Source organism: Acinetobacter sp. 129952, from assembly GCF_056642055.1.
This window is the reverse complement of record NZ_JBWVSU010000017.1, coordinates 1-25,283: the sequence shown is the minus strand read 5'-3', so window position 1 is coordinate 25,283 and position 25,283 is coordinate 1. Positions and strand designations below refer to the sequence as shown.

Annotated in this window: 24 protein-coding genes and 1 riboswitch; of the genes, 14 read left to right on the top strand and 10 right to left on the bottom strand. The window is 43.0% G+C overall.

Annotated features, from left to right (window positions below):
* The first annotated feature begins 23 nt into the window (after positions 1-23).
* Positions 24-467 carry a MarR family winged helix-turn-helix transcriptional regulator gene (locus tag AC1IR0_RS14245; protein WP_004280452.1) on the top strand — a complete coding sequence of 148 codons (444 nt, stop codon included), beginning with the start codon at positions 24-26 and terminating at the stop codon, positions 465-467.
* The gene (locus AC1IR0_RS14240) at positions 464-1,666 is read left to right on the top strand and encodes an MFS transporter (protein WP_409655388.1); all 1,203 of its coding nucleotides are present in this window, start codon (positions 464-466) and stop codon (positions 1,664-1,666) included. Before AC1IR0_RS14245 ends, AC1IR0_RS14240 begins: the two co-directional genes overlap by 4 nt.
* Positions 1,667-1,672: 6 nt before the next feature.
* Here AC1IR0_RS14240 and AC1IR0_RS14235 read toward each other — a convergent pair whose 3' ends face one another.
* Positions 1,673-2,653 carry a GlxA family transcriptional regulator gene (locus tag AC1IR0_RS14235; RefSeq protein WP_005262787.1) on the bottom strand — a complete coding sequence of 327 codons (981 nt, stop codon included), beginning with the start codon at positions 2,651-2,653 and terminating at the stop codon, positions 1,673-1,675.
* Positions 2,654-2,731: 78 nt separating this feature from the next.
* On the opposite strand from AC1IR0_RS14235, the gene AC1IR0_RS14230 reads away from it, so the two are divergent.
* Positions 2,732-4,555 (top strand): acyl-CoA dehydrogenase, encoded by a 1,824-nt coding sequence (locus AC1IR0_RS14230; protein ID WP_479741503.1) that lies wholly within the window; start codon positions 2,732-2,734, stop codon positions 4,553-4,555.
* Between the two features lie 54 nt (positions 4,556-4,609).
* Here the strand turns inward: AC1IR0_RS14230 and AC1IR0_RS14225 are convergent, their stop codons facing one another.
* Entirely contained in the window at positions 4,610-5,824 is a 1,215-nt protein-coding gene (locus AC1IR0_RS14225; protein ID WP_479741502.1) for an alkane 1-monooxygenase, read from the bottom strand.
* A 188-nt stretch (positions 5,825-6,012) separates the two neighbouring features.
* Here AC1IR0_RS14225 and AC1IR0_RS14220 point away from each other — a divergent pair, with 188 nt between their 5' ends.
* Positions 6,013-6,963, top strand: coding sequence for a helix-turn-helix transcriptional regulator (locus AC1IR0_RS14220; RefSeq protein WP_479741501.1), 951 nt, complete (start codon positions 6,013-6,015; stop codon positions 6,961-6,963).
* A gap of 2 nt (positions 6,964-6,965) precedes the next feature.
* Here AC1IR0_RS14220 and lpxB read toward each other — a convergent pair whose 3' ends face one another.
* Entirely contained in the window at positions 6,966-8,138 is a 1,173-nt protein-coding gene (gene lpxB / locus AC1IR0_RS14215) for a lipid-A-disaccharide synthase (RefSeq protein ID WP_409655379.1), read from the bottom strand.
* Between the two features lie 387 nt (positions 8,139-8,525).
* Between lpxB and AC1IR0_RS14210 the strand changes: the two genes are divergently transcribed.
* The 3 genes from AC1IR0_RS14210 to AC1IR0_RS14200 all read left to right on the top strand — a co-directional run bounded on the left by AC1IR0_RS14210 (position 8,526) and on the right by AC1IR0_RS14200 (position 11,224).
* The gene (locus AC1IR0_RS14210) at positions 8,526-9,416 is read left to right on the top strand and encodes a sulfite exporter TauE/SafE family protein (protein ID WP_005262778.1); all 891 of its coding nucleotides are present in this window, start codon (positions 8,526-8,528) and stop codon (positions 9,414-9,416) included.
* Between the two features lie 127 nt (positions 9,417-9,543).
* Entirely contained in the window at positions 9,544-10,635 is a 1,092-nt protein-coding gene (locus AC1IR0_RS14205) for a 3-deoxy-7-phosphoheptulonate synthase (protein ID WP_213032097.1), read from the top strand.
* A 64-nt stretch (positions 10,636-10,699) separates the two neighbouring features.
* A complete protein-coding gene (locus tag AC1IR0_RS14200) occupies positions 10,700-11,224 on the top strand; it encodes a protein tyrosine phosphatase family protein (protein ID WP_005246137.1) in 525 nt (174 codons plus the stop codon).
* A 2-nt stretch (positions 11,225-11,226) separates the two neighbouring features.
* On the opposite strand, the gene ispF is transcribed toward AC1IR0_RS14200, so the two are convergent.
* Complete coding sequence (gene ispF / locus AC1IR0_RS14195; protein WP_216986087.1) at positions 11,227-11,715, bottom strand: 2-C-methyl-D-erythritol 2,4-cyclodiphosphate synthase; 489 nt, start codon at positions 11,713-11,715, stop codon at positions 11,227-11,229.
* Between the two features lie 100 nt (positions 11,716-11,815).
* On the opposite strand from ispF, the gene AC1IR0_RS14190 reads away from it, so the two are divergent.
* On the top strand, positions 11,816-12,469 hold the full coding sequence (locus tag AC1IR0_RS14190; RefSeq protein WP_409655371.1) for an A1S_1983 family putative colistin resistance protein: 654 nt from the start codon (positions 11,816-11,818) through the stop codon (positions 12,467-12,469).
* A gap of 82 nt (positions 12,470-12,551) precedes the next feature.
* Here the strand turns inward: AC1IR0_RS14190 and AC1IR0_RS14185 are convergent, their stop codons facing one another.
* The 6 genes from AC1IR0_RS14185 to AC1IR0_RS14160 all read right to left on the bottom strand — a co-directional run bounded on the left by AC1IR0_RS14185 (position 12,552) and on the right by AC1IR0_RS14160 (position 18,660).
* Positions 12,552-13,796: a D-amino acid dehydrogenase gene (locus AC1IR0_RS14185; RefSeq protein WP_409655369.1), complete on the bottom strand. Its 1,245-nt coding sequence runs from the start codon at positions 13,794-13,796 to the stop codon at positions 12,552-12,554.
* Between the two features lie 135 nt (positions 13,797-13,931).
* Positions 13,932-14,019, bottom strand: a riboswitch (glycine riboswitch).
* A 312-nt stretch (positions 14,020-14,331) separates the two neighbouring features.
* The gene (locus tag AC1IR0_RS14180) at positions 14,332-15,240 is read right to left on the bottom strand and encodes an AEC family transporter (protein ID WP_085064439.1); all 909 of its coding nucleotides are present in this window, start codon (positions 15,238-15,240) and stop codon (positions 14,332-14,334) included.
* 125 nt (positions 15,241-15,365) lie between these two features.
* Positions 15,366-15,887 carry a GNAT family N-acetyltransferase gene (locus AC1IR0_RS14175; RefSeq protein ID WP_311204752.1) on the bottom strand — a complete coding sequence of 174 codons (522 nt, stop codon included), beginning with the start codon at positions 15,885-15,887 and terminating at the stop codon, positions 15,366-15,368.
* A gap of 67 nt (positions 15,888-15,954) precedes the next feature.
* On the bottom strand, positions 15,955-17,049 hold the full coding sequence (aroC, locus tag AC1IR0_RS14170) for a chorismate synthase (protein ID WP_005266258.1): 1,095 nt from the start codon (positions 17,047-17,049) through the stop codon (positions 15,955-15,957).
* Positions 17,050-17,062: 13 nt separating this feature from the next.
* Entirely contained in the window at positions 17,063-18,070 is a 1,008-nt protein-coding gene (prmB, locus tag AC1IR0_RS14165) for a 50S ribosomal protein L3 N(5)-glutamine methyltransferase (RefSeq protein ID WP_086044752.1), read from the bottom strand.
* A gap of 203 nt (positions 18,071-18,273) precedes the next feature.
* Entirely contained in the window at positions 18,274-18,660 is a 387-nt protein-coding gene (locus AC1IR0_RS14160) for a DUF1311 domain-containing protein (RefSeq protein ID WP_253114479.1), read from the bottom strand.
* Between the two features lie 200 nt (positions 18,661-18,860).
* Between AC1IR0_RS14160 and AC1IR0_RS14155 the strand changes: the two genes are divergently transcribed.
* The 6 genes from AC1IR0_RS14155 (at position 18,861) to AC1IR0_RS14130 (ending at position 24,772) form a co-directional block, all read left to right on the top strand.
* Positions 18,861-19,169 carry a hypothetical protein gene (locus AC1IR0_RS14155; protein ID WP_005100098.1) on the top strand — a complete coding sequence of 103 codons (309 nt, stop codon included), beginning with the start codon at positions 18,861-18,863 and terminating at the stop codon, positions 19,167-19,169.
* Between the two features lie 160 nt (positions 19,170-19,329).
* Complete coding sequence (locus AC1IR0_RS14150; RefSeq protein WP_224216606.1) at positions 19,330-20,706, top strand: ABC1 kinase family protein; 1,377 nt, start codon at positions 19,330-19,332, stop codon at positions 20,704-20,706.
* Positions 20,707-20,951: 245 nt separating this feature from the next.
* Positions 20,952-22,238 carry an acyl-CoA dehydrogenase family protein gene (locus tag AC1IR0_RS14145; RefSeq protein ID WP_409655419.1) on the top strand — a complete coding sequence of 429 codons (1,287 nt, stop codon included), beginning with the start codon at positions 20,952-20,954 and terminating at the stop codon, positions 22,236-22,238.
* A gap of 23 nt (positions 22,239-22,261) precedes the next feature.
* A complete protein-coding gene (locus AC1IR0_RS14140) occupies positions 22,262-23,461 on the top strand; it encodes an acyl-CoA dehydrogenase family protein (protein WP_409655417.1) in 1,200 nt (399 codons plus the stop codon).
* Between the two features lie 113 nt (positions 23,462-23,574).
* Positions 23,575-24,066 (top strand): GNAT family N-acetyltransferase, encoded by a 492-nt coding sequence (locus tag AC1IR0_RS14135; RefSeq protein WP_409655359.1) that lies wholly within the window; start codon positions 23,575-23,577, stop codon positions 24,064-24,066.
* Between the two features lie 124 nt (positions 24,067-24,190).
* A complete protein-coding gene (locus AC1IR0_RS14130; RefSeq protein ID WP_005106797.1) occupies positions 24,191-24,772 on the top strand; it encodes a lytic transglycosylase domain-containing protein in 582 nt (193 codons plus the stop codon).
* Positions 24,773-25,283: the final 511 nt, after the last annotated feature.

The window sequence follows — 25,283 nt, the reverse complement described above, 5'->3', positions numbered from 1 at the left end:
AGTTACCCAGGTTAACTAACCATATGTTTTCCGAATCTCCCCGACTTCGTACGCTGTTATTACGCTGCGCACGACTGATGAGCGATGAGATCAATACGATCTTGTTGTCATCTCAATTAAATTATTCCTTATGGCAGGTGTTATACGTCATCCAGTCAAAGCAACAATGCACGCTGGCAGATATTTCCAGTTATCTCAATGTATCCAAGCCCGGTATTACTAAGCGGATTCAGCAACTGGTTGAACTCGATCTGATTGCCCAACTCGAAACTGAAGACAAACGTCAAAAGCTGTTCAAGTTGAGTGAGCAAGGAATTGAGACCTTTGCGATGTGTTCCAAACAGATCGATGCATTTGAAGATCAGTTGCTTGAGCACGTTGAATCAGATGATCTTGAAGGCAGTAAAAATACCTTGATGCAACTCATTCAGCAGTTATATCCCTCATCTCAGGACAGACCTCAATGAGCCAAGAACAAGAAGCGCCTTTATGGACGCCCAATTTTATCCTGATCAGTCTGGTGAATTTCCAGCTGGTTCTGGTGTTCTACTTACTGGTGATTGTGATTGTCGGCTACTCAGTGGCTGAGCTAGGGGCTTCGACTGCACAAGCCGGTCTGGTATCAGGTCTGTTTATTGTCGGCACCCTATTCGGACGCTTATTGATCGGAAAATTACTGAATCGTCTGGGCCTAAAAAATACGCTTGTCATTGGCCTGACTGGTTTCCTACTCTTTTCCGGACTGTATATGATTCCGGCCAAGCTGGAAGTTTTACTAGGCATCCGTCTGATACATGGCTTTATGATGGGTATGGCTTCTACTGTACTGGGTACAGTGATTGCACAGACCATTCCTGCCACACGACGTGGTGAAGGAATTGGATATTTCAGCATGAGCAGCACCCTCGGCACAGCGATTGGTCCCTTTGCCGGAATCTGGCTGATGACAAATTTTAATTATCAGGTAATTTTCATCTTTACCAGTATCGTTGCGCTCAGCTGCCTGATTTGTGGCTTGTTCATCCAGCCACCACGCCTTAAGGCAGGTCATTCGTCAGCAGATTCTACTTCGCAAAGCACCAGTAAACTGGCCCAGTATATTGAACCGAATGCCCTACCGATTGCACTGATTGTACTGCTGGTGGCTACTTCTTATTCAGGTGTACTGTCCTTTATTCATTTTTATGCCAAAGACATTAATCTGGTCGAAGCAGCATCATTCTTTTTCTTAATGTATGCCTTTGCCATTTTGCTTTCGCGTCCTTTTACCGGCCCGCTCATGGATCGTAAAGGCGAAAATATCATTATCTATCCTGCCATTGTGATTATGGCACTGGGGATATTGCTACTCAGTCAGGCGCAAAACTCTGTGATGTTACTTGCCAGTGCTGCCTTGCTTGGTTTTGGTTTTGGTAATATCCAGTCGGTGTGTCAAACCATTGCGGTGAAAAGTACGACATTGCAGCGTATGGGACTCGCAACCTCAACCTTCTTTATTGCCCTGGATGCCGGTCTTGGTTTTGGCCCTTATTTCCTGGGTATGCTGCTGGATCAGATCGGTTATCGCCAGCTTTATCTGTTCTCGGCGCTGCTCACCCTGAGCTGCGTGGTCTGGTATTACCTTCTGCATGGCCGTAAAGCAGGAAAAGTACAGCCTTCTCATTAAAAGCTTTTAAAAGCGCCGGCTAAACCGGCGCCGGTATTCCAACGGCGTCAGACCGGTTTTTTTATGAAATAAACGGCGGAATGAACTTGGATCCTGATAGCCGACATTTTGCATGATCACATCCACAGCTTGATCGGTTTCTTCCAGTCGTTTACGGGCAGCTTCAATTCGGATCGCTTGTAGATATTGATTGGGCGGTATGTCTAAGGCTTGTTTAAAGCGTCGAATCAGGGTTCGGCCAGTCACATTAAACTGCTCTGCCAGCTGGTTCAAACTAAAATCTTCATGAAAATGCTGCTCTAGCCAGTTCTGGATTTTTTGTACCAGTTCATCATGGTGCGGCTGGCCAATATTCAGCAATGAATAAGACAACTGGCTATCACGGCGGTAATCAATTACGAAAGATTTAGCCGATTGCATGGCCACCTCAAAGCCATACAAGCGCTCAATCAGATGCAAACCTAGGTCAAACCAGGCCAGGCCTCCACCTGCACAATAGATATTCTGATCCCGGCTAATCATCAGATCGGCATTCAGTTTCACCTTAGGATAGCGTGAACGAAACACTTCCTGAAAACCCCAATGTGTTGTTGCAATCCGGTCATCTAAAATGCCTGCTTCTGCCAGAAAAAAATTCCCCGTACAGTTTCCTGCAATTAAAGTCGCCTCTGCATGTGCAGATTTTAAAAAATGAATCAGTTCTGGATTTTGTTGCAATACATCCTGAATTGGTGCAGCGATGGTCGGTACCACCAGAATATCTGCAGTTTGAATCTCTTGATAAGAAACATGTGCCTGCAACTGCAGCCCATTGATACACCGAATCGGGTGTCCATCCGGACTGGCGATACTCACCTTAAACAGGCGCTGTACATCCTGCTGCTGGATCCGGTTCCAGCTTACGCCGGCCATGGCAAATAAATCGACCACACCCGTAATGGCCGAAGCCAGAGCCCCATCAAAGCCTAAAATCACCACCTGTTGCATATTTTTCTATTTGTCACTTTTCACCCGATTCATGTCATTATTGACAATCCTCCTCAATAAAAGCAACTGCTAGTCTTGATGCTATCTCAAGGATTGCACATTCAGGATAGTACCGTGACCCAACTGATTAATGATAAAGATCTGCATTTCCAGCTTTATGACGTATTCAAACTTGAAGCGCTGACTAAACTGCAACGCTATCAGGATCATGACAAAAATACTTTCGACAGTATTCTGGAAACAGCAAAAGGTATCGCAACTGATTATTTTGCGCCGCATAATGCCAAAGCTGATCAACATGAACCGAACTTTGACGGCAAACAGGTCAAAACCATTGATGAAGTGAAGACAGCCTGGCAACAGTTTGCCAATGCCGGCCTGCTCTGCGCCCAGCATGATTATGCAGATGGCGGCATGCAACTGCCCACTTTGGTGAATATGGCCTGCAATGCGTATTTCATGTCGGCCAATCCGTCCACCGTGGCTTATTCTTTTCTAACAGCCGCTGCGGCGAATCTGATACAGGCTTTTGCCTCCCCAGAACAAAAGCAAATATTCCTACCGCATATGTTGAGTGGCCGCTTTGCCGGCACTATGGCCATGACCGAGCCGAATGTAGGTTCTTCTTTGGGCGATCTGACCACTAAAGCCATTCCTCAGGCAGATGGAATTTATAAAATTAAAGGCCAGAAAATGTTTATTTCGGGTGGCGATCAGGACATTACCGAAAATATTGTGCATCTGGTCTTGGCGCGGATTCAGGATGCGCCGCAAGGCGTGAAAGGAATTTCCCTGTTTATCGTACCAAAATTCAAAACCAACGAGGATGGTTCACTCGGTGAAGCTAATGATGTACAGCTGGCTGGCTTACTGCACAAAATGGGCTATCGAGGTACTACATCTACAGTTTTAAGCTTTGGAGAAAATGATAATTGCTTAGGCTATTTAATTGGTGAACCCGGTCATGGCTTAAAATATATGTTCAAGATGATGAATGAAGCACGTGTGGGTGTCGGTCTGGGCGCAGCCATGATTGGTTATCGTGGCTACCTGGAATCTCTGGATTATGCTAAAAACCGTCCGCAAGGCCGGCCAGTTCATGAAAAAACACCTGACTCGAAACCAGTAAATATCATTGAACATACCGATGTCAAACGCATGCTACTGGCGCAAAAGTCATATGTAGAAGGTTCGCTGGCACTTTGCTTATTTGCAGCCCGATTAATTGATGAACTTCAGGCAGCTCAAGATGAAGATAGTGCAATTCTGCTTGATCTCATCACCCCGGTGGTCAAATCTTTCCCTTCTGCCTATGGTCCGAAAGCCAATGATCTGGCTATTCAGGTCCTGGGCGGCGCGGGTTATACTCGTGAATATCCGGTGGAGCAATGTTACCGTGATAACCGGCTCAATCCGATTCATGAAGGAACTTACGGCATTCAATCTCTGGATCTGCTGGGACGTAAACTCTGGCAGCATAATGGCAAAGGGCTCAATCTGCTCATGCAGCGCATCCAGAAGACCTTGTCAGAGATTCATGAACCTAAGATAGTGGAACTCGCAAAGATCTATAAACAGCATCTTGCCACTGTGCAAAAGACTACACAGATTTTAGGCCAGGCCTTGCATCAAGGCAAAGTCAGCGAAGCTTTGGCCAATTCAGGCCTGTATCTGGATATGATGGGTAAGACCATCCTAGCCTGGCTATGGCTGGAAATGGCAAATCAGGCTCAACTCAAGTTTGGCACATCTTCGCAGGCAGAAGATCAGACTTTTCTGGCAGGGAAAATTCAGGCAGCTCAATATTTTATTCGCTGGGAACTCCCTGAAATTGAACATCAGGCCAAATTACTGATGCATCTGGATGATACTTGCCTGAATATGCAAGCCGACTGGTTCTAGGCAGAATTAATCAAAAAATGCGCCTTTATCGGCGCATTTTTATTTTGTAATTCATTAAGCTGTAGAGTTATTTACACCAAATTTTTTAAATAGCTTGGCACGCTTGGAAGGCAAGATATTAGCCTTACTTAAATCTCCCTGATAGTGCTGATATACCCGCTGATCCATGATTTTGTACCATAAAGGTGGAATCAAGGCTGGAATCAGCATGGTTGCATAACCGCTGGGTAATTCTGGCGCTTCATCAAAATGCCGCAACGCCTGAAATGGACGGCTTGGAAAAGCATGATGATCAGAATGGCGTTGTAACTGATACAAAAACAGATTAGTTACGATATTGTTGTTATTCCAGCTATGTTCCGGCAAGGTTCGCTCATAACTGCCATCCGCTTTCTGTCCACGTTTCAGTCCGTAGTGCTCGATATAATTCACAATCTCAAACAGGCTAACGCCATAAAATGCCTGTGTCAGTGTATAAGGAATAATTTTCTTGCCATACGCCTTTAGCATCAAGGCATGATAGCCGGCACTCATGGCCCAACCATGAAACAGCTCATTTTCCTGATTAAAGAATTTCAGTCCCTTACGCTCGAGCCGTCTTTTTTCAATCTGGATTGCAGATTTTAATCCGCCTATTACGGTACGTGGCCAGAAACGGTAAAAAGATTCACCCATTTTTGAAGATGCCGGATCTTCTGGTGTCGCCACCCGTTTATGGTGTCCATAAGGATGTTCGATCCGGAAATGGTTATAGCCCAAAGGCATCAGGCTGGCATGAGACCAGTAATGGTCTTTTTTCTGGGGACGATGGCTGAGTTCATGTGCGGTATTCACCCCCACACCATTAATCGCACCCATAGAAACTCCAAGCAGTACCTGATCCAGCAAAGACACATTTGGCCGGCTTACGACATAACCGGCAAAGGCATTGGCTGCCATTTGCAAGGGAATAAATGCTTTTACAATGCGGTCATAATAAGGATCGTTAACCAGTGCCTTGATCTGCTCATCATTTGGGTTATTGGCATCATCGCCAATCAGGGCATCCAGAGTCGGAATGATGACATGCAGTAATAATAGTCCGCCCATGGCAAAGACTTTTTTAGTCGCTTTGGGACCAAAATGATAACCGGACAGAATTCCCATTCCGATCACAGGCAGACCTGGGCTGAGCAACCAGCCAAAACGTTTTTTATCCAGCTTGACACCTTTTAGTGCCGACGCTTCCTGCGTAAACTGCGCTTTCTGGATTTGTGCAGGGGCATTCATTGCGACCTTCCTTTTTTATGTTACTCTGCACTTATAGTTGATTATTTCAGCAGTAGCGAACAGTATTCAACGTCCAGAAAAGCTATGTCAGCGTCTTTGGCACATGCTGCCAAATTCTGGCCTAAAATCACAAAGTTAAAAAATTTATAGTCAATTAAATGAAATAAAACAGAAGAATAGAGTTAGGCATGGATGCTTTAAGTAAAATTTTTGATGATATTCATCTGGAAAAATCGGAATATCTTTATCTGAATGTATTTCATCCGGGCGGCTTTGAATATCAACATGAACCCTTTATGCTGGCCTATATCCTGTTACAAGGACAGGCGCAATTAAAGTTCATGAATGGTGATCGACTGGAGCTGCAACAAGGTGATCTGGTGCTATTACCCGCAGGTTCCTCCCATCATGTTTCCTGCCCAGACAATGCCGATTTTTCTGAGCACCATGTGATTAATCCTTATTTTCAGAGCAATGCACAGCAATGTATTGATCTCAATCGGGAAAATTCGGCGGAGCATAGTTTCATACTGGCTATTCGTTCTAGCTTGGATATCCAGATGGCCAAACCCCTTTTGAGTGCATTACCTAAATACCTGCATATTCAACATATTCTGGGTGATACGGCGCCAGAATGGTTACAGGTTGGCTTGCAGTTTCTGGCACTGGAAACCCAGCAGCTTCGTCCCGGACGTGACAAGATTCTGGATCATCTGGTCAGTATTTTACTGATTGAATGCGTACGTGATTATATTTTAAACCTGGAAAATGCCTCGAGCTGGCTAAATGCGCTCTCGCATCCGGAACTATCCAATGCACTGGCAGCGATTCATGGCAAACCTGAACAGTCTTGGACTGTAGAAAGTCTGGCCGAACAATGTCATATGTCACGTTCTAAATTCGCCCAGTTGTTTACCCAGATTGTCGGTGAACCGCCCCTTGCCTATCTGCAACAGCACCGCCTGCGCCTCGCCGCGCAATATTTGAGAAATAGTGGATTTGGTATCCAGCAGATCGCTTATCTGGTTGGTTATTCATCCGAGACGGCGTTTAGTCAAAGTTTTAAAAAACAGTTTGAACAGACGCCGACCCAATACCGGCTGAATTGTCAGAAGAACCAGTCTTTATTACCAGACTAAAATTACTGCACTAAAGCCAGTACCGCTTTGACAGGGTCTTCACTATTACCAGAAAGCAGCTGCTTGTGCATGGTGATATGCTGCATAACCTGAATCTGCGCTGCTTCAATATCCATCAGTTTTTCAATTTCAGCTGCCAGATTTTCAGGTGTGGCATCCGACTGGATCAGTTCTTGAATCACTTTTTTGCCGGCAATAATATTCGGCAAGGAGAAATAAGGGATTTTGACCAGTAATTTGGCAATTTGATAAGTCAGCCAGTGTAGTTTATAAAAAGTCACCATCGGACGGTGCAGCAACATCGCTTCAAGCGTTGCAGTTCCAGACGCCAATGCAATGATATTGGACGCATTCATCACCTGACGGCCAATTTTGGATTCAGCGCTGATATTTTCCATCAAACGAATCTGGGCTTTTAAGCTTTCAGGATAAGTGGCTAATAAACTTTCGATTTGCTGCTTGCGTGCATCATTAATCGCAGGAATCAGAAAGGTATAATCTGGATATTTTTGGTGCAGAATATAGGCAGCATCCAGAACCAAAGGCCCTAAACGTTCAATTTCACCACGACGGCTGCCCGGCAATAAGGCAATATATTTCTGATGTGGATCGAGGCCTAATTCTGTTTGAGCATCCAGAATTGGATTTTCAAGCGGTAATTGGCTAGCGAGCGGATGTCCGACAAAAGCTGCTGGCACATCCCATTGCTTGAAAAAGACTTTTTCAAATGGAAACAAGCACAGTACCAGATCAATACTGGCTTTAATGCCATGCACACGACCTTGACGCCATGCCCAGACCGAAGGACTGACGTATTGAACCGTTTTAATCGGTAACTGTTTTTGTTTAATGGTTTTTGACAAACGCAGGTTAAAATCAGGCGCATCAATCCCAATGAAAATATCAACCGGGTCTTTAGTCCAGGTTTCCACCAGACCATCACGAACAGCGAAAAGTTTTTTAATATCTTTTAAAACTTCAACAATCCCCATCACCGACAGAATGTCCATCGGATAATAGCTTTTAAAGCCTTCCGCGATCATTTGTGGACCACCGATACCTTCAAATTCAGCATCAATACATTGCTCACGAAAACGGCGAATCAATTTTGCGCCAAGCGTATCTCCAGAGACTTCACCGACCACGATTCCAATTTTAAGTTTTCGATTTAGCAAGTGGGTTTCCTCTCAGATCCGCATGGAAATTTATTGAATCGGGATTCTAACATAATCCTATGGCTATTCCGGAAGAAGCTTAAGTATCTTCTAATTTTAAGAAACCCACCGTTTAGAATAACTTAGTCAATAAGGGAGCTTGCATAAAAAGAATTAAATCGACATTTACAGGTACATTCAATTAGACAGAAATGGGGCAAATCGGACAGTTAAAATCAATCATTATATTCGCACTTTATACATAACCCAGTGAATAAACATGAAAGATCACCTAATATTCTTCACCTAGCTTTATCTTTTTTATGCATAAGTAAATCAATAATCAAGACAACGACTTATATCCAAAAGTCATAAGATATGCTCGTTTTTTGATTTTGGCATATATGCATGTTTGGTCCGATTGAATTTATTTTAGCAGGCGTTCTGGTAGGTTTTTGTGTAGGTGTCACCGGTGTCGGTGGCGGTTCATTAATGACGCCAATTCTTATCAGTTTATTCCGGATTGAACCGCATATCGCGATTGGTACTGACCTGCTCTATGCCGCGATTTCTAAATTCTGTGGCTCGTTTGTGCATGCCAAGAAAATGAATATTGTCTGGCCGATTGTGATCTGGCTGGCCGTTGGCAGTATTCCCGCATCTTTTGCAACGCATTGGGTACTCGAGAACTATCTGAGCCAATCGACGCATTACAAAGCCGTCCTGACCATGGTCTTGGGCTTTATGCTGACTATTACCGGCTTATCCATTCTGTTTCGCACCCAGATCGAAAATCTTTTTAATAAATACAGAAAACAAGAACTACCGGATATGACGCAGGATCTGGAAAAAGTGAAGCTGCAAGCCAAAGAAAAGCGCGTTGCTATCATCATCATGGGCATTATCTTGGGCATATTTGTCACGCTATCTTCAGTGGGTGCCGGTGCATTTGGTATCATGGCACTTGTAGTGATGTTCCCGAATCTGCCGATGATTCGTATTATTGGCTCTGACGTGGTGCACGCGGTATTACTGACACTGGTCGCAGGTCTAGGTCATATGTCTTCAGGCAATGTCGATTTCATGCTACTCATGTGGTTATTGGTGGGTTCTATTCCAGCGATTATTGTCGGCACTTTACTCAGTTCACGTATGCCAGAAAAACTGATCCGCAAAATTTTAGGCATTACCCTGTTTGCGCTGGGTGTGAATTTCATGATTAATCCTGTGAAATCAAAACCGGCTCAACCTGCTGAAACAGCAATGATAATTGTGAGCCAAAATTCCCCGTCCGTTTAAGTTAACTATCCGATTCATCACTTTTTTTTCAAAGAAGTATTCATCTTTTTTATAACAAAGTGACGCATCATTCATGTTATATTCGGGCTATTAAACAACCTTTTGTATGATCGAACCAGTGACGGCAATGAATACACAACAGTCAAATCCTATTTCAGCATCAGATATTGATGACGTGAATATCCACAGCATGATTCCTCTTGTAACCCCTGCTGAGCTTAAAGCAGAGTTACCGTTGACTGAAACTGCTTATCAAACCGTACTGCATGGTCGTGAAACGATTCGTAAAATTCTGGATGGTGAAGACAAACGCCTGTTCGTTGTAATTGGCCCTTGTTCTATTCACGATCCAGAGGCGGCGCATGAATATGCTGAGCGCTTAAAAGTGCTGAGCGAAAAAGTTAAAGACAGCTTATATATCGTGATGCGGGTTTATTTTGAAAAACCACGTACTACCGTAGGTTGGAAAGGTCTGATCAATGACCCAGACATGAATGATTCATTCAATATTGAAAAAGGTCTGCGTATCGGTCGCAAGCTATTACTTGAACTGAATGAAATGGGCTTGCCATGTGCCACTGAAGCACTTGATCCAAACTCGCCACAGTATTACCAAGACCTGATTTCATGGTCAGCAATTGGTGCACGTACCACAGAAAGCCAGACCCATCGTGAAATGTCTTCTGGTCTTTCTTCACCAGTCGGCTTTAAAAATGGTACTGATGGCGGTTTAACGGTCGCGACCAATGCGATGCAATCTGTGAAACATGGTCACAGCTTCCTCGGTCTGAATGATCAGGGTCAGGTGGCTGTGATTCGCACTTCAGGCAATCCTTATGCTCACGTGGTACTGCGTGGCGGTAATGGCAAACCGAACTACGATGCAGGCTCGGTTGCCGATGCAGAAGCTGCTCTAGCCAAGGCCAAAGTCAGCACCAAGATCATGATTGATGCCAGCCACGCCAACTCTAACAAAGACCCGTACCTGCAACCACTTGTACTTAAAAACATTTCCGAACAAATTCTTGATGGAAACAAGTCAATTGTTGGTATTATGGTAGAAAGTCATCTTAAGGGTGGTCGTCAGGACATTCCGGCGAACCTGAATGATATGGAATACGGTCAATCCGTTACGGATGGCTGTATCGACTGGGAAACGACTGAAAAAGTTTTACTCGACATGCATGAGGCATTGAAAGACATTTTACCTAATCGTTAAATGATCTGACCAACGCCATCGCCAAGATGGCGTTTGCATTTCTAGAACAAGGAAAATTTATCTGATGAATGATATTGAAACGGCATTAAGCCAGATTGAGAATTTTCAGTTCATACACGAACATCTGTTTAGCTCCGGTCAACCGACCACTACCCAATTACAGCTGATGAAAGAATACGGTGTATCTACAGTCATCAATGTGGCGTTGACCGATAGCGAACAGTATCTGCCGCATGAAGATAAAATTTGCCTTGAGCTGGGACTGAACTATATTCAGGTTCCGATTTCCTGGGAAACCCCTTCAGACAATCAATGCCTGCTGGTACTGGACCTGATCGATCATCTGGTAAAAGAGCAAATGGTCTGGGTACATTGTTCGCAAAACTACCATGTCAGCTGTCTGATGTACTTATATCGTCAGTACTATATGGATATCGATATGCCTACAGCACAAGAACACTTGCATCAGATCTGGGAACCAAATGAAACCTGGACCGGTTTAATGCATGCGGTTGCCCTACAGCTACAAGGTCGTAAAGCAACGCAGGAACTGGAACTTTCCCTGATTAATCCAAATTATTTTGCCTGATTTTATTTACTGTGGCTCAACAGCACGGTTGCCATGGACATAATGCCTTCCTGACGACCGGTAAAACCTAACTGTTCAGTGGTGGTGGCTTTAATACTGATTTGAGTCACATCAACATCCAAGACATCTGCAATACTTTGACGCATCGCCAGATTGTGCTTAGCCAGTTTTGGACGTTCACAGGCCACGGTAATATCGGCATTATTCAGGTGATAACCACGATCCAGAATTAGCTGATAAACATGCTTGAGTAGTACCCGGCTATCTGCACCTTTAAACCCAGGATCTGTATCTGGGAAATGCTGGCCAATATCTCCAAGCGCCAATGCACCCAACAAAGCATCACAGAGTGCATGCAGAACCACATCACCATCCGAATGTGCTTTCAGACCGTGAGTATGCGGAATTTGAATGCCTGCCAGAGTGACAAAATCACCTTCTTCAAATGCATGCACATCCAGACCCTGGCCAATACGAATTTGTGCAATCACCTTATACATCCTTTAGAAATAGCCCATTGAAATCTTGTACACTTGCTTTCTATTTCGCTATAGTTAGACCAAGCGTAACACAGTGAAAGTATAAGCGATCATGCTACTGAAAACTGATATAAATATGTTGAAAATAATTGGCCTGATGCTCGGTCTGGGGATGATTTCTACAGGTAGCTCGGCGATCACACTAAACTGTAGCGATGACAGCCAAAAAACGGCTGCCATGAATAAAGTCTGCTCAGCATCGCTGGCTGAATCTCGTGCAAAACTCGCAGACCAATACTTTACTGCTTTTCTGATTACCGATGCGCCTGTGCGCTTATTGCAAGATAGCCAACAATTATGGGCGACCCGTTTACAGCAATGCAAAACGCTAGACTGTTTTAAACAGCAGTTTGAATGGCGTTTAGATGATTTAAATGTCTATATTTCACTGAATCAAAGTCTGACCCAGCATTATATTAAGTTTGAACAGGGACAAATCGCCAAGCAGCCTGTACATCTCAAGATTCATCAACTGACCAAAGACCGGATCAAGATTGAAGGTCTTGCCTATCGTAATCCGAATAACCGGGCTGAGAAGCAGATCATTCCTTTTTTAGCCTATACTACGCCTGAGACAAAAAACCAGATCACCGATAATGAAAATGACTGCCGCTATGAGTTTAACTATAGTAAAGCCATTTTAGCGGTCAGTAGCCAGCAGAAAGGCTGTGAGCGTTTTACTGGGATTTATCGCCTATACGATTGATTTAATTTAAAAATATTAAAATTTATTGTTATATAAAATGAGATTTTTGGTGTAAAAAACAGCCCGCAAGCGGGCTATCAATTTAAGCAGGATAGTATTGCGCAATTTCCTGACTGATCATTGCAGCCGTTGCAGCTGATAAAGTCCAGCCCAGATGACCATGTCCGGTATTGTAAAAGACCCGCTCATGTTTGCCACGGCGTACCACAGGCATCATATTTGGCATCATGGGGCGTAAGCCTGCCCACGGAACAACATGCTCAGTACACAGGTCAAAATTACGATTGGTCCAGTCAATTAAAGGTTGAATTCGGTCAGCACGAATATCCCGGTTATAGCCATTAAACTCGGCTGTTCCTGCAACACGCAAACGATCCTTGCCTAGGCGTGACAAGACAATTTTCGCACTTTCATCTAGCAGACTGACCCAAGGTGCGTTGTTCTGGCTCTGCTCATCATTCAGTTGCACGGTAATCGAGTAGCCTTTGACTGGATAGACATTGACTCGTTCACCAAGTATTTCAGCCAATTGATAGCTGCCAACCCCTGCACAGACCACAATGGCATCTGCATTAATTTCCAGAACATCCTCTGGAGAGGAATTGACATTTTCAGTACTGGGTTTGCATTTAACCCGAATATTCTGAGCCTGATGATCAACAGCGAAAACATCTTGACCAAATTCGAATTTCACACCTTTTTGCATACAGGCTTTGGCCAGACCAGTACTAAATTTATGAATATCCCCGGTGGCATCGCTCTGACAGTAAAATCCCGCATAATAATCGCCAGTTAATGCAGGTTCGATCTGCTTAATTTCTGCATTGGAAATTGCATTGCGCTCCAGACCACCGCTACACAACAGATCATTGACTTTGATCGCAACATCATAATCCGTTTTGTTATGATAAAAATGTAAAATTCCACGTTTTTCTAAATTGAAATCAATATTTTCTGTTTCGGCAATTTCAAATAAGCGTGCTCTTGCCAGTAAAGCCAGCCGTACAGTCTCTCGGGTATTGGCTTCATAATGTTTGATATTGCCCAGAAATTCCATGAGCCAGCTGTATTTATGCACACTGAAAGAAGGATTGAGCAAAAGTGGTGCGGTTTTTTGTGACATCCATTTGATGCCTTTGAGTACCGTGGCTTTCTGGTTCCATACTTCGGCATTACAGGCAGAAAGCTGGCCGCCATTGGCAAAGGATGTTTCCATTGCCGGATAAAGATGCCGATCAACCACAGTCACTTGATAGCCTGATTGTGCCAGCTCATAAGCTGTGGTTACTCCGGTAATACCGGCCCCAATCACCACGACATGACGCATAGACACCTCCTTGATTATATTGATGTCTTTTCCCATCTGTCATGTGTACCTGAGAGCTTCGGTAGATACATTGCACATCAATGCGGCCACCTTCCCCTTCGGTGAGTGATTGAACACTTCTCTCCAGAGTTTTTATCCATTATCACAGTCCTTTTGCCTGAGAGTTTCCTGGGAACTTGCTCCTTCGGCGAATGCAGAAGCATTTCTCTCCTGCAATAATGTTTTATTATCATGAGCAATTTATATACCATTTTTAGGAAAAACACAGTTTTTATTTATGTTAATTCACGTGAATTTATCTGTGATTCTTTTTAATTAAGAGCATACATGGGTGATGGAGGATATTGCCTAGATATCAAATTTTTAGATTTTGCTGTCCTAAGTAAAATGAGCAAGTTCTATCCTTTATAAAATTCCAGAACTTATTTAATTTTGGCGCTTAAATAGAACTCAACATTTGCTTAGGCTATTTTAATAATTCAAAGTATATGTCATCCAAAGCAAAATTTAGACTTTTATCATTTATTCTAGAATTTTAGATAATCCAAGAAAGCATCAGTACTAAGCTTCCTGCTGCGACCACTGTTTGTACACTGATAATACTAGCCATTAACTCACTATCGCCACCATACACCCGGGTTAAGACATACGAAGCTGAGGCGGTAGGAAGTGCAAAGAACAAGACCAATACCTGAGTAGTTAATGCATCAATCTGGAAAATTTTACACACTAAAAATGCAATCAGCGGCATTCCGAACAGGCGACCAAAGGTTATCAGGCTGAGTGGCAATACATCACGCTGAAAACCCTGAAACTGTAAGGCTGCTCCCACACACATCAAACCGAGCGGCAAACTGCACAGTGCAATCTGTTTAAGGAACTGCTCTGCTCCAGTCCAGAGTGACAAACCAGAAAGATTAAATAAACCACCCACAATACAGCCTAGAATTAATGGATTTTTAGACAAATCCAGGATGATTTTTTTCAGCTGCATATCGTGACTACGGGTAAATGCCAGCACCGATAAGATATTCACCAAAGGAATACACAGCACCATGATCACCGCGAAGATGGTCATACCTTGCTGATGAAATAAGGCACTAACAGCAGCAAGGCCAATATAGGTATTAAAGCGCAGCAAGCCCTGAACATAGACGCCGAAACGCGCATAAGATATCTGGTAAATATGACGCAAAATATACAGTGCAATACTGACCACAGCCATTATACTAAATACGACAAGCACTACATCCTGAATGACATCCATTTGAATCTTGGCAGTGGCCAGATTTAAAAACAGCATCACCGGAAACAGTGCATAATAATTTAACTTTTCTGCGCCTCGCCAAAAATCATCACTCAACCATTGCCTGCGCTTAAGTAAATAGCCAAAGCTGATCAGTCCGATGAGAGGAAATAAAGAAGTTAAAATAATATGCAGCATATGACATCCTGGTCTGTTTTCTGCCTAATCTTAAGTCACTTAGACTGAACAGAAAACTTAGCATGTTCAGGAGCTTTCCCACTACTCAATTTAAGCAGTAAAAAGCTTGAATTTTCATCAACTAATCATATTGATTTGCTGATTTTTTCTAAAATCAGCAAATGTAACGGAATCAACGGTTCTCCGACATTTTGACCCAGTGGATATGCTTCAATCTTTTCGGTCAGCTGATAGCCACGGCGCTGATAATATGCCAGCAGTTCAATACGGACATTTAATACTGACATCTGAATCACTTTCTTTTTAAATATTTCGAAAATATGGGATTCGGCAAAGTCCAATAATTGCTTGCCATAACCCGAGTTTTGCTCAGCAGGTGCAACAGCAAAGCTTTCAATCTCTGCTACTTGCTGTCCTAAGCTCACGCCAATACAACCAAGAAGCTTATTATCAATTTCCAACACAAAGAGCTGAAAATTTTCTAAATTGAGCAAGTCATATAACTGTTTTTCTTGAATACGATCACCCTGGATCATTCCTGCTTCAGTCGTCCATCCACCCGGAGTACGATAAGCTGTATTAATCAGCATAGTAAGTTGCTGAACATCAGCCTTGCTCGCCAATCGTATATTTTTATAGTGATTCATTTTATAAATAAAAAAAGTCAGACCGGAGTCTGACTTTAAAACAATTTCACTTTAAAGTTAAAGCAAATTATTTAGGTTCAATCGGTGCAAATGGCGCAACAACATCGGCATTTTGCGCACGGTGACGCATGAAGTGATCCATCAGCACAATCGCCAGCATCGCTTCAGCAATCGGGGTTGCACGCACACCTACGCAAGGATCATGACGACCTTTGGTCAACACATCAGTATCTTCACGATCAATATTGATGGTTTTACCTGGCGTGGTGATAGATGCAGTCGGTTTCAACGCAATCGCAACACGGATGTCTTGACCGCTAGAAATACCACCTAAAATACCGCCAGCATGATTGGCCAGGAAGCCTTCTGTGGTGAGTTCATCACGGCTTTCATGACCAAACTGTTCAGCGACACCAAAACCATCACCGATTTCGACACCTTTAACGGCATTAATCGACATCATGGCATGCGCAATGTCAGCATCTAGACGATCAAAGACTGGCTCGCCCCAACCCACTGGCACTTTAGATGCAATGATCTCGAGTTTAGCGCCACAACTGGTACCTTGCTCACGCAAAGACGTCACTAGCGCTTCAAAACGTGGTACTGCATCCACATCGCCACAGAAAAACGGATTGTTTAGAACTTCATTCCAGTCCAGCTTCTCTGTTTTTTCGGTGCCGATCTGGGTTACATGACCACGAATCTCAATGCCAAATTTCTCGAAAAGGAATTTCTTGGCAATTGCACCCGCTGCAACACGCATTGCGGTTTCGCGTGCGCTTGAACGACCACCGCCACGGTAGTCACGGAAACCATACTTTTGGGTATAGGTATAGTCAGCATGACCCGGGCGGAAAGTTTGTGCGATATTGCCGTAGTCTTTCGATTTTTGATCCGTATTACGAATTAACAAACCAATTGAAGTACCCGTGGTTTTACCCTCAAACACACCGGAAATAATTTCTACTTCATCGGGTTCTTTACGCTGGGTTGCAAATTTCGATGTACCCGGCTTACGGCGGTCCAGATCCTTTTGCAAATCAGCTTCAGTCAGCTCAATGCCGGGTGGAACCCCATCGATGATGGCCATCAGGCCAACACCATGAGATTCACCACAAGTCGTTACACGGAACAGTTGCCCTATACTATTACCTGCCATGTCAAACGACTCCTTATGCAATAGACTGAATAAATAAATCACGGTAGGTACGGCATTGCTCTGCAGTCAATGCAAAGATACCAGTACCACCTTTCTGGAATTGCAACCAGTAGAAATCAACCGAATTGAAGTTTTGGCGCATTGCCCATTCTGAGTTACCCACTTCGATCACGATCAGGCCATTCTCAGTCAGATAATCTGCAGCTTGAGCCAGCATTTTACGTACCAGATCCAGACCATCCTGACCTGCAGCAAGCGCAAGCTCAGGCTCATGATGGAATTCCTCAGGCAAATCCGCCATATCTTCCGCATCGACATACGGCGGATTAGATACGATTAAATCGTATTGATTTTCGGCTGGAATTTTTTCGAACAAATCCGATTCAAGCAATGCGATCTGATATTGCTTGTCATGATGCTCAGTATTGATTTGCGCAACTTCTAAGGCTTCTTTGGAAATATCAGTCGCATCCACTTCCGCTTCAGGGAAAGCATAAGCCAAGGCAATCGCGATACAGCCTGAACCGGTACACATATCTAGAATACGTTGAGGCGTCTTTGGATTCGGGTTTTCCGGCAAGTTATTGACTGCCTCACCCATTTGACCATGTTCACCCAGGCAATACGGGGCAAAACGGTTTTGAATCAGTTCAGCAATCGGTGAACGAGGGATTAGCACGCGCTCATCAACGTAATAAGGTTTACCGTCGAAGTAAGCCAGGTTCAATAAATATGAAGTTGGTACTTTTTCATTAATACGGCGTTCCAGCAGACTTAAAAATTCGGCTTTTTCACTTGGTAATAATTTGGCATCTAAAATTTCAGCGTCCGCTTTCCATTCTAGCGACAGGGTTTGCAGCACTAGCGCTGAACTTTCAGCAAAATAATCTTCTGTGCCTTGGCCCAAATGTGCATCGTATTGACGTAATGCTGTCACACCAAAACGAATAAAATCACGAATGGTGGTTAAATTTTCAGCGGCTTCCTGCATATGTTCAGGGCTAATAGTCGGTCGATCCACTTAAGGCGTCTCCAAGGTCATTTTTTTAAACGCCTTATGATACCTTGTTTTGCCTGCTTTTATAATGCTAAAGCATGAAAAACACGAATTCTCTACGCCCACAAAAATTATAAAATTCCTGTTTTTGTGAGCGATCATGATTATAAATGTTTACTTTATTCAGAGATGTTTCTGTTAAATGCCGATGCTAATACTATGGCACTTTATCTTGAAGCTGGTGCATAAGAGCGGGATTGATAAAGATTGGCCTGATCCATAATCAAAGCCAGCATACATTGGCCTTGTTGCTGTTTGGCATATTTTTCTGACATTCTAAAATTACATTGCTGAGAGAGTTTTCGCTCCCACAATACATGCTGACTGCGAATAGCGGCGGTCTGATTCGGATTTAATTTTAGATAAGTTTTATAGTTTTTCTTCAGACGCTTATTGTGAACTTTCAGCTCTTTTTCTAGGCATTTTTCCGCTTTGGGTGTATTGCCATAACTAAAATTCATACACTGTGTATATTCCTTGGAATACCCAACAGCAGCTTGTGTCTGAACCGCAGTACCCGCAAAAATTGCAACTAAAAACCATGCAAGACGCATAACTTCCCCTTGACCGAAACCGGTACAATCCCAATAAATGTTTAACAATCAATATTGTTTAAATTATCCACTGATATTAACGCAGTCCGGACAAAAATCCTATGCCTTTCTCGGACTGAAAGATTAAACAGTTGCACAATTGAAAATTGGCACATGACCCACATATAATCCGCATTCAATCTTCAAATGAGCCCAGATCTATGAGCTATAAGCACAATAATCTTATGGCGATGCGCCAGAATTACTGGAATGATCAAGCCTCCAGTCAGGTGCAGCAAGAAAAGGTTTTTTTGCAGTCGACCTTAATGCAGCATGGCGTATTTACCGATGCGACACTGGACGATGCTAAATATCTGTTTTTTGGCTTGCCAAGTATTGTGATTGTAAAAGGCTATGCTTTGGGCTTTATGCATGACAGCGTACAGCGCCTGATTCATCAACATATTCAAACAAATAAACAACAGTTACAGCAACGATCTGAATTAAAAATCCAATTTCAAATGGCATAATGCCCTGTTTAAACTGATACAAGTTGGTGAATAAATGAAAGCTTGCCTAGCTTTTACTATGAATTCAGCAGCTTAAACTTTTTTAATACGTGCAGAAACGCTACTATCCCTTACAATGATTTATTCTGCTTCATGCTGATGATGAAAGGATCGAGTTTACATGTCAGATCAGAACGATAAGCTTAAACAACTGAAAACCTCCTCTATGGATCGACGCTTATCGATCGCAAAGGCATCCTTGCTGGCAGGCACGCGTTGGGCGGCTTCTAGTGCAAGCTCCATGTTCTCAAGTGAAGAAGAAAAAGAAAAGAAACGTAAAAAAGCCATGAAAGAACAGGCTGATTATCTGGTGGCAGAAATTGGCAAGCTAAAAGGTTCTATCGTTAAAATTGGCCAGATGATGGCACTGTATGGTGAGCATTTTCTGCCAGAAGAAGTCACTCAAGCTCTAAATACCCTGAACAATCAGACGGTGGCATTGGCATGGCCAGCCATCAAGACCCAGTTACAACAACAACTCGGTTCAAAACTCGACGATCTCACCATTGATCATGAACCTTTGGGCACAGCTTCTTTGGCACAGGTACATCGCGCTACCCGAAAATCTGATGGCATGGAACTGGTGTTAAAAATTCAGTATCCGGGTGTGGCAGAAGCCATTGATTCGGATATGAGCCTGTTTAAAAACATGCTGAAATTGACTCGCATCGTGCCGCAGACCCGCGAATTCGACCAGTGGTTCGATGAAGTCCGTGAGATGATGCACCGTGAAGTAAATTATCAGATTGAAGCAGATACCACGCGTCGTTTTGCGGCGCGTTTAAAAGATGATCCTCGTTATATCGTCCCAACCATTATTAATGAATATTGCTCAGATCGTGTGCTATGCATGACTTTTGAACGTGGTGTGCCGATCAATAGCCCGGTAATGTTATCCCTGCCCCAAGAACGCCGCAACCTGTTAGGTGAAGCGTCTCTGGAAATTGCAGTGCGTGAAATCTTCGAATGGGGCGAGATGCAAACCGATCCGAACTTTGGTAATTATCTGGTTCGTCTGGGCAATGGCGCAGATGTGCACGACAAGATCATTCTGCTCGACTTTGGCGCGATCCGCCAGTTTGACCAGCATCTGCTCAGTGTTGCGCGTAACCTGATCCAGGCAGGCTATCATCATGACTCGGATATGATGGTCAAGGCGATGACTGGTTATGAGTTTTTTGATTCGATTCCGCAAAGCATCAAACCGGATATGGCCAAAGTCTTTTTACTGGCCACCGAAGCGTTTAGTTCACCGCTAAATAATCAAGAATTGCCAGCTGGCATCATGGATGAACATAATCGCTATGACTGGAAAAAAAGCCAGCTGCATAGCCGTGTGATGCAACAGGCATCGAGATCTATGGCTTCACGTTATTTCAGTGTTCCACCCAAAGAATTTATGTTTATTAGCCGTAAATTTATCGGTGCTTACACCTTTATGACCGTGATTGATGCCAAAACCAATGTGCGTGCCATGATTAAACATCATCTCTCTTAAAATAAAACCTGCATCAAAAAGACCCGGATGATTTTGTCATTCGGGTCAATTTTTAGACATACTCGATTTTTTATATTTTTATCTTTCTCTTAATTTTCATTGATTTATTCATCCCTTCCTTCAATCTCCGAAACCTAAAAATTGTCAATTAATCTTGTCACCTCCGACATAGTTTTATATTTGAGCACATGCCAGTATTAAAAAAATGACGTGACAACACCTTTAGGATAATCAGAATGAATAATATGGTGAATAAAGCCCAAGGATTTGGCTTGTCCATACTGACCAAAATCGCGGGTAGCGAAGTATTAGACCAATTAAAACTGCGTAAATTTGTTGAAAAATCGCTTTATCAAAGTTCAAAAGCAGGATTCAAAACACTGAGTCAAACCCAGAAAATCCTGAAATCTGGCCAGAAGATTCAAAAACAACGTCTCCCGCATCAGTCTAAATCCTTATTTGATATGAATCTGACTGAAGAGCAGCAAATGACCTGTAATGCCATGCAGCAATTTGCCCAAGAGGTGCTGTATCCCTTGGCGCATAATGCAGATCAGCATGAATTATTTCCCCATGAACTCTCGCAATACAGCACTGATTTAGGTTTGAATTTCTATGCCCTGCCTGAAGCATTGGAGGGCGTTGCATCGGAACAGAATATCGTCAGCAATATTTTAATCGCTCAACATTTGGCTCAGGGTGATTTCAGTCTGACGGCTGGCTTACTTTCGACTTTTAGTGTCATTAACGCCATTACCCGCTGGGGCTCAGAGCAGATTCAGGCAGAATATCTGGGCGCTTTCGCAGAGAATCCTGAGTTAAAGGCCACCTTTGCAGTACAGGAAAAAACAGCAGCGTTTAACCCGGAGCAACTTAAAACCAAGGCTGTTGCACATCAGGGACATTATCTAATTCTGGGTGAAAAGACCTTAGTGCTCTTGGGAGAAAGTGCCGATCTGTATCTGGTCAGTGCTGATCTGGATGGCAGAGCTGAGGTCTTTGTGGTGCAACGCGACAGTACCATCACTGCGAAAAAATCGCCGGCTATGGGTTTAAAGGCCACTGAAACCGTTACGCTCAAATTTGAAAATACTCCAGCTCAACGTCTGGGAGATAAAGATTTTGATTATGCAGCTTTTGTTGATCTGGGTAATTTAATGTGGTGTGCGATGGCGGTGGGCACCTGTGAAGCAGTCAAAAAATACTGTGTGCAATACGCCAATGACCGTATTGCCTTTGGCGAACCGATTTCTCATCGTCAGAGTGTCGCCTTTATGATTGCTGATATGGCCATTGAAATTGACGCTATGCAAATGTTGATCATGAATGCCGCCAGTCTGGCTGAATCCGGTCAAGCTTTTCATCGTGAGGCTTATTTGGCACGTCTGCTCTGCGCAGAAAAATCCATGAAAATAGGCACCGATGGTGTACAGATTTTGGGTGGTCATGGTTTTACTAAAGAACATCCGGTAGAACGCTGGTATAGAGACCTGAGAGCCACTGCCATTCTCCATTCTGGCTTACATGCCTGATCAGAACATAAAGAAGAACAATGATGAATCTACAAACTCCAAAAAAATTTAAGCTTTTGATTGATCAAGCACATGAAGTTGCCCTCAATGTTTTGCGTCCGATTTCACGTAAATACGACAAGGCTGAACATGCTTATCCGATAGAACTAGACATGCTAGCTTCAGTCGTGGATGGCATGAACCAAGGTAGTGAAGACATGAATGCTGGTGCAGCGGTGAATAAACGGGGCGATGCAGACAACAGCAATAAAAATGGCATTAATATGTCTACTGCCCTGAGCATTATTGAAATGTGTTATGGCGATACTGGCTTATTACTCTCGATGCCACGCCAAGGATTAGGAAATTCAGCCATTGCAGCCGTTGCCAATGAGGAGCAATTGCACCGTTTTCATGGAACTTGGGCGGCCATGGCGATTACCGAGTCAGGTTGCGGTTCAGACTCTGCGGCGATTCGTACCACTGCGACTAAAGACGGTGATGACTATATTCTGAATGGCGAGAAAATTTTTGTGACCTCTGGAGAGCGTGCTGATGCAGTGGTCGTTTGGGCCACTCTGGATAAAAAGCTGGGGCGATCAGCCATTAAATCATTTGTGGTGACCAAAGGTACTCCAGGAATGAAGGTTGAACGACTGGAACATAAATTAGGGATTAAATCATCCGATACTGCCACGATTAGCTTTATCAACTGTCGAGTACCTGCAGCAAACCTGCTCGGTCATGCAGAAATCGATGTTGCTAAAGGCTTTGCTGGCGTGATGGAAACCTTTGATAATACTCGCCCGCTGGTCGCCGCCATGGCGATTGGTTGTGCGAAAGCCTCGCTGGAACGCATCAAGGAGATTTTTAAGGATCAGCTGGACTCCACTTATACCACACCGTATTTACAAAGCTCTAATATCGCAGCACAAATCTATCGTATGGAAGCTGAATGGGAAGCAGCACGCTTGCTGATGCTGAAGGCCGCCTGGATGGCCGATAATCACAAACCAAATTCACGTGAAGCCTCTATTGCCAAAGCCAAGGCCGGTCGGATCGGTAATGAAATTACCTTAAAATGTGTCGAACTGGCAGCAGCCATTGGTTATAACGAAACTGAACTTTTGGAAAAATGGGCGCGTGATTCCAAGATTCTGGATATTTTTGAAGGCACCCAGCAAATTCAGCAACTGATTATTGCCCGTCGGGAATTAGGAAAATCATCGAGCGAATTAAAATAATGATTGCTCATTAAATAGCGAATTAAACTTATCTAAATTGAATAAACGATGGCTTTTTTAAGCATTTAGCGTTATAAAAATTCATCGTTTTTTCAAAATAAAATCAGTCCAATATGTACTCTATTCGTCCTATTCAGCCTGAAGATAATGCTCAAATTGCAAGCATTATTCGTGGTGTTTCCCAAGAGTTTGGACTGGCAGCAGAATCTGGTTTTGCCGTAGGTGATTCTATTCTAGATGAACTATATCAAGTTTATCAGCAACCGGAATCAGCTTACTGGGTTGTTGTAGATCAACAAAATAAAATTTACGGTGGTGGTGGAATTGCGCCCTTAAAAAGTGATGCAACTATTTTAGAAATTCAGAAGATGTACTTTTTACCTGAAATCCGTCAGCAGGGTTTTGCCAAGAAAATTCTAGAACTATCCTGTGAATTTGCACAGGCTCATCAGATTAAGTCAGTCTATCTAGAAACAACTAAAGCGCTTTGGCAAGCGGTGAAACTTTATGAAAAATTAGGTTTTCAGCATCTTGATCATCCTCAAGGCAATACCGGACATAGTGAAGCCTGTGAAATCTGGATGCTGAAAAACCTTTCAACTTAGAGATTTTTTAGTAGATAGATAAAATTTGTACATTAATAAAGTGCTTTCATCAGCAGCAAGCTTGACTCTTGTATATAGGCTGCCTAACATCAAAATACGTTTATTCAGGCATGGAATTCACAGTTTGTTTTTTTCTCATCTATTAAATCCAATTAAATCTAAATGTTCACTATTTAATTCTCATTCTTTTAAATTTTCTTCTATTTTATTGGGCACTTTTCTTTTTGCGGGTTGCTCATCCTTGGGCGGAGGCTCGGTAGAAAAACGCGCAGCTAAGCTGTCTAAAGGCATTCAAACTGCTTATTCTACCCCATCCAGTACAGCTAATCGTGTTTCACCTTTAATTGTTCAACATGCACAAAATCAGGGTGTAGATCCGCTTCTAGTGGCGGCTGTGATTCGTCAGGAATCTACTTATCGTAGCCAAGCAACTTCGCCAGCAGGTGCGGTAGGCTTGATGCAAGTGATTCCGAGATATTGGCAACAAACTTGTCCAGGTGATTTATACAATGAAAGCAGTAATATCCAATGTGGTACATATATTCTTTCTAAATATAATCAATCATCCGGTGACTGGAAGAAAGCGCTCGCCTATTATAATGTAGGTCCGTCGGGTTATGAAAATAATCGTAAAATGCGTAAACAAGGTAAACGTTATGCCAAACAAGTAAAACAACATAAAAAAATGCTGAAAGACTCTCTCTAATGACTGAATAAAGAGAGGTAACTCAACTATGCTTAGGCTATTTTATTTAATATTTGGTAAATAGTAATTGCTAATTGTGCCCATTAAAATCTTTAACCTGAAAGTATATCTACAACCTATTAATCTCAGCCATGAGATATGTATTCGGCTAAGATAGTTTGCAATAAAAAACCAGCGATTCGCTAGTTTTTTATTTGCTAAGATTTATAAGATCAGCCTGTGAACTCTTTTAGATTAAACACTCGAGGCTTAAAATCCCATAAGATCAACAGGAATCAGCAATACTTCTATGTACTTAGCTTAGGCAGCTCTAGCAGCCCAAATACTACTTATAAAAAGATGAGTACCTATTAAATTCTTATGGAAATTAGATAAACAACAGTTATTTGACCAAATCCCACGCATAAAAAAATCCCCCTCTGCCTTGGCGGAGGGGGACTTTCGAATAATGAGCTGGCGATGACTTACTCTCACATGGGTAACCCCACACTACCATCAGCGCTAAGAGGTT

Coding starts and splice junctions, on each gene's coding strand:
- AC1IR0_RS14185 (WP_409655369.1), bottom strand. CDS start 13,796: ATGCGTCATGTCGTGGTGATTGGGGCCGGTATTACCGGAGTAACCACA.
- AC1IR0_RS14190 (WP_409655371.1), top strand. CDS start 11,816: ATGCTACTGAAAACTGATATAAATATGTTGAAAATAATTGGCCTGATG.
- aroC (WP_005266258.1), bottom strand. CDS start 17,049: ATGGCAGGTAATAGTATAGGGCAACTGTTCCGTGTAACGACTTGTGGT.
- AC1IR0_RS14225 (WP_479741502.1), bottom strand. CDS start 5,824: ATGAATGCCCCTGCACAAATCCAGAAAGCGCAGTTTACGCAGGAAGCG.
- AC1IR0_RS14140 (WP_409655417.1), top strand. CDS start 22,262: ATGAATCTACAAACTCCAAAAAAATTTAAGCTTTTGATTGATCAAGCA.
- AC1IR0_RS14230 (WP_479741503.1), top strand. CDS start 2,732: ATGCTATCTCAAGGATTGCACATTCAGGATAGTACCGTGACCCAACTG.
- AC1IR0_RS14210 (WP_005262778.1), top strand. CDS start 8,526: ATGTTTGGTCCGATTGAATTTATTTTAGCAGGCGTTCTGGTAGGTTTT.
- AC1IR0_RS14180 (WP_085064439.1), bottom strand. CDS start 15,240: ATGCTGCATATTATTTTAACTTCTTTATTTCCTCTCATCGGACTGATC.
- AC1IR0_RS14200 (WP_005246137.1), top strand. CDS start 10,700: ATGAATGATATTGAAACGGCATTAAGCCAGATTGAGAATTTTCAGTTC.
- AC1IR0_RS14175 (WP_311204752.1), bottom strand. CDS start 15,887: ATGAATCACTATAAAAATATACGATTGGCGAGCAAGGCTGATGTTCAG.
- AC1IR0_RS14205 (WP_213032097.1), top strand. CDS start 9,544: ATGAATACACAACAGTCAAATCCTATTTCAGCATCAGATATTGATGAC.
- AC1IR0_RS14235 (WP_005262787.1), bottom strand. CDS start 2,653: ATGCAACAGGTGGTGATTTTAGGCTTTGATGGGGCTCTGGCTTCGGCC.
- AC1IR0_RS14135 (WP_409655359.1), top strand. CDS start 23,575: ATGTACTCTATTCGTCCTATTCAGCCTGAAGATAATGCTCAAATTGCA.
- AC1IR0_RS14220 (WP_479741501.1), top strand. CDS start 6,013: ATGGATGCTTTAAGTAAAATTTTTGATGATATTCATCTGGAAAAATCG.
- AC1IR0_RS14240 (WP_409655388.1), top strand. CDS start 464: ATGAGCCAAGAACAAGAAGCGCCTTTATGGACGCCCAATTTTATCCTG.
- AC1IR0_RS14160 (WP_253114479.1), bottom strand. CDS start 18,660: ATGCGTCTTGCATGGTTTTTAGTTGCAATTTTTGCGGGTACTGCGGTT.
- AC1IR0_RS14155 (WP_005100098.1), top strand. CDS start 18,861: ATGAGCTATAAGCACAATAATCTTATGGCGATGCGCCAGAATTACTGG.
- AC1IR0_RS14150 (WP_224216606.1), top strand. CDS start 19,330: ATGTCAGATCAGAACGATAAGCTTAAACAACTGAAAACCTCCTCTATG.
- AC1IR0_RS14145 (WP_409655419.1), top strand. CDS start 20,952: ATGGTGAATAAAGCCCAAGGATTTGGCTTGTCCATACTGACCAAAATC.
- AC1IR0_RS14245 (WP_004280452.1), top strand. CDS start 24: ATGTTTTCCGAATCTCCCCGACTTCGTACGCTGTTATTACGCTGCGCA.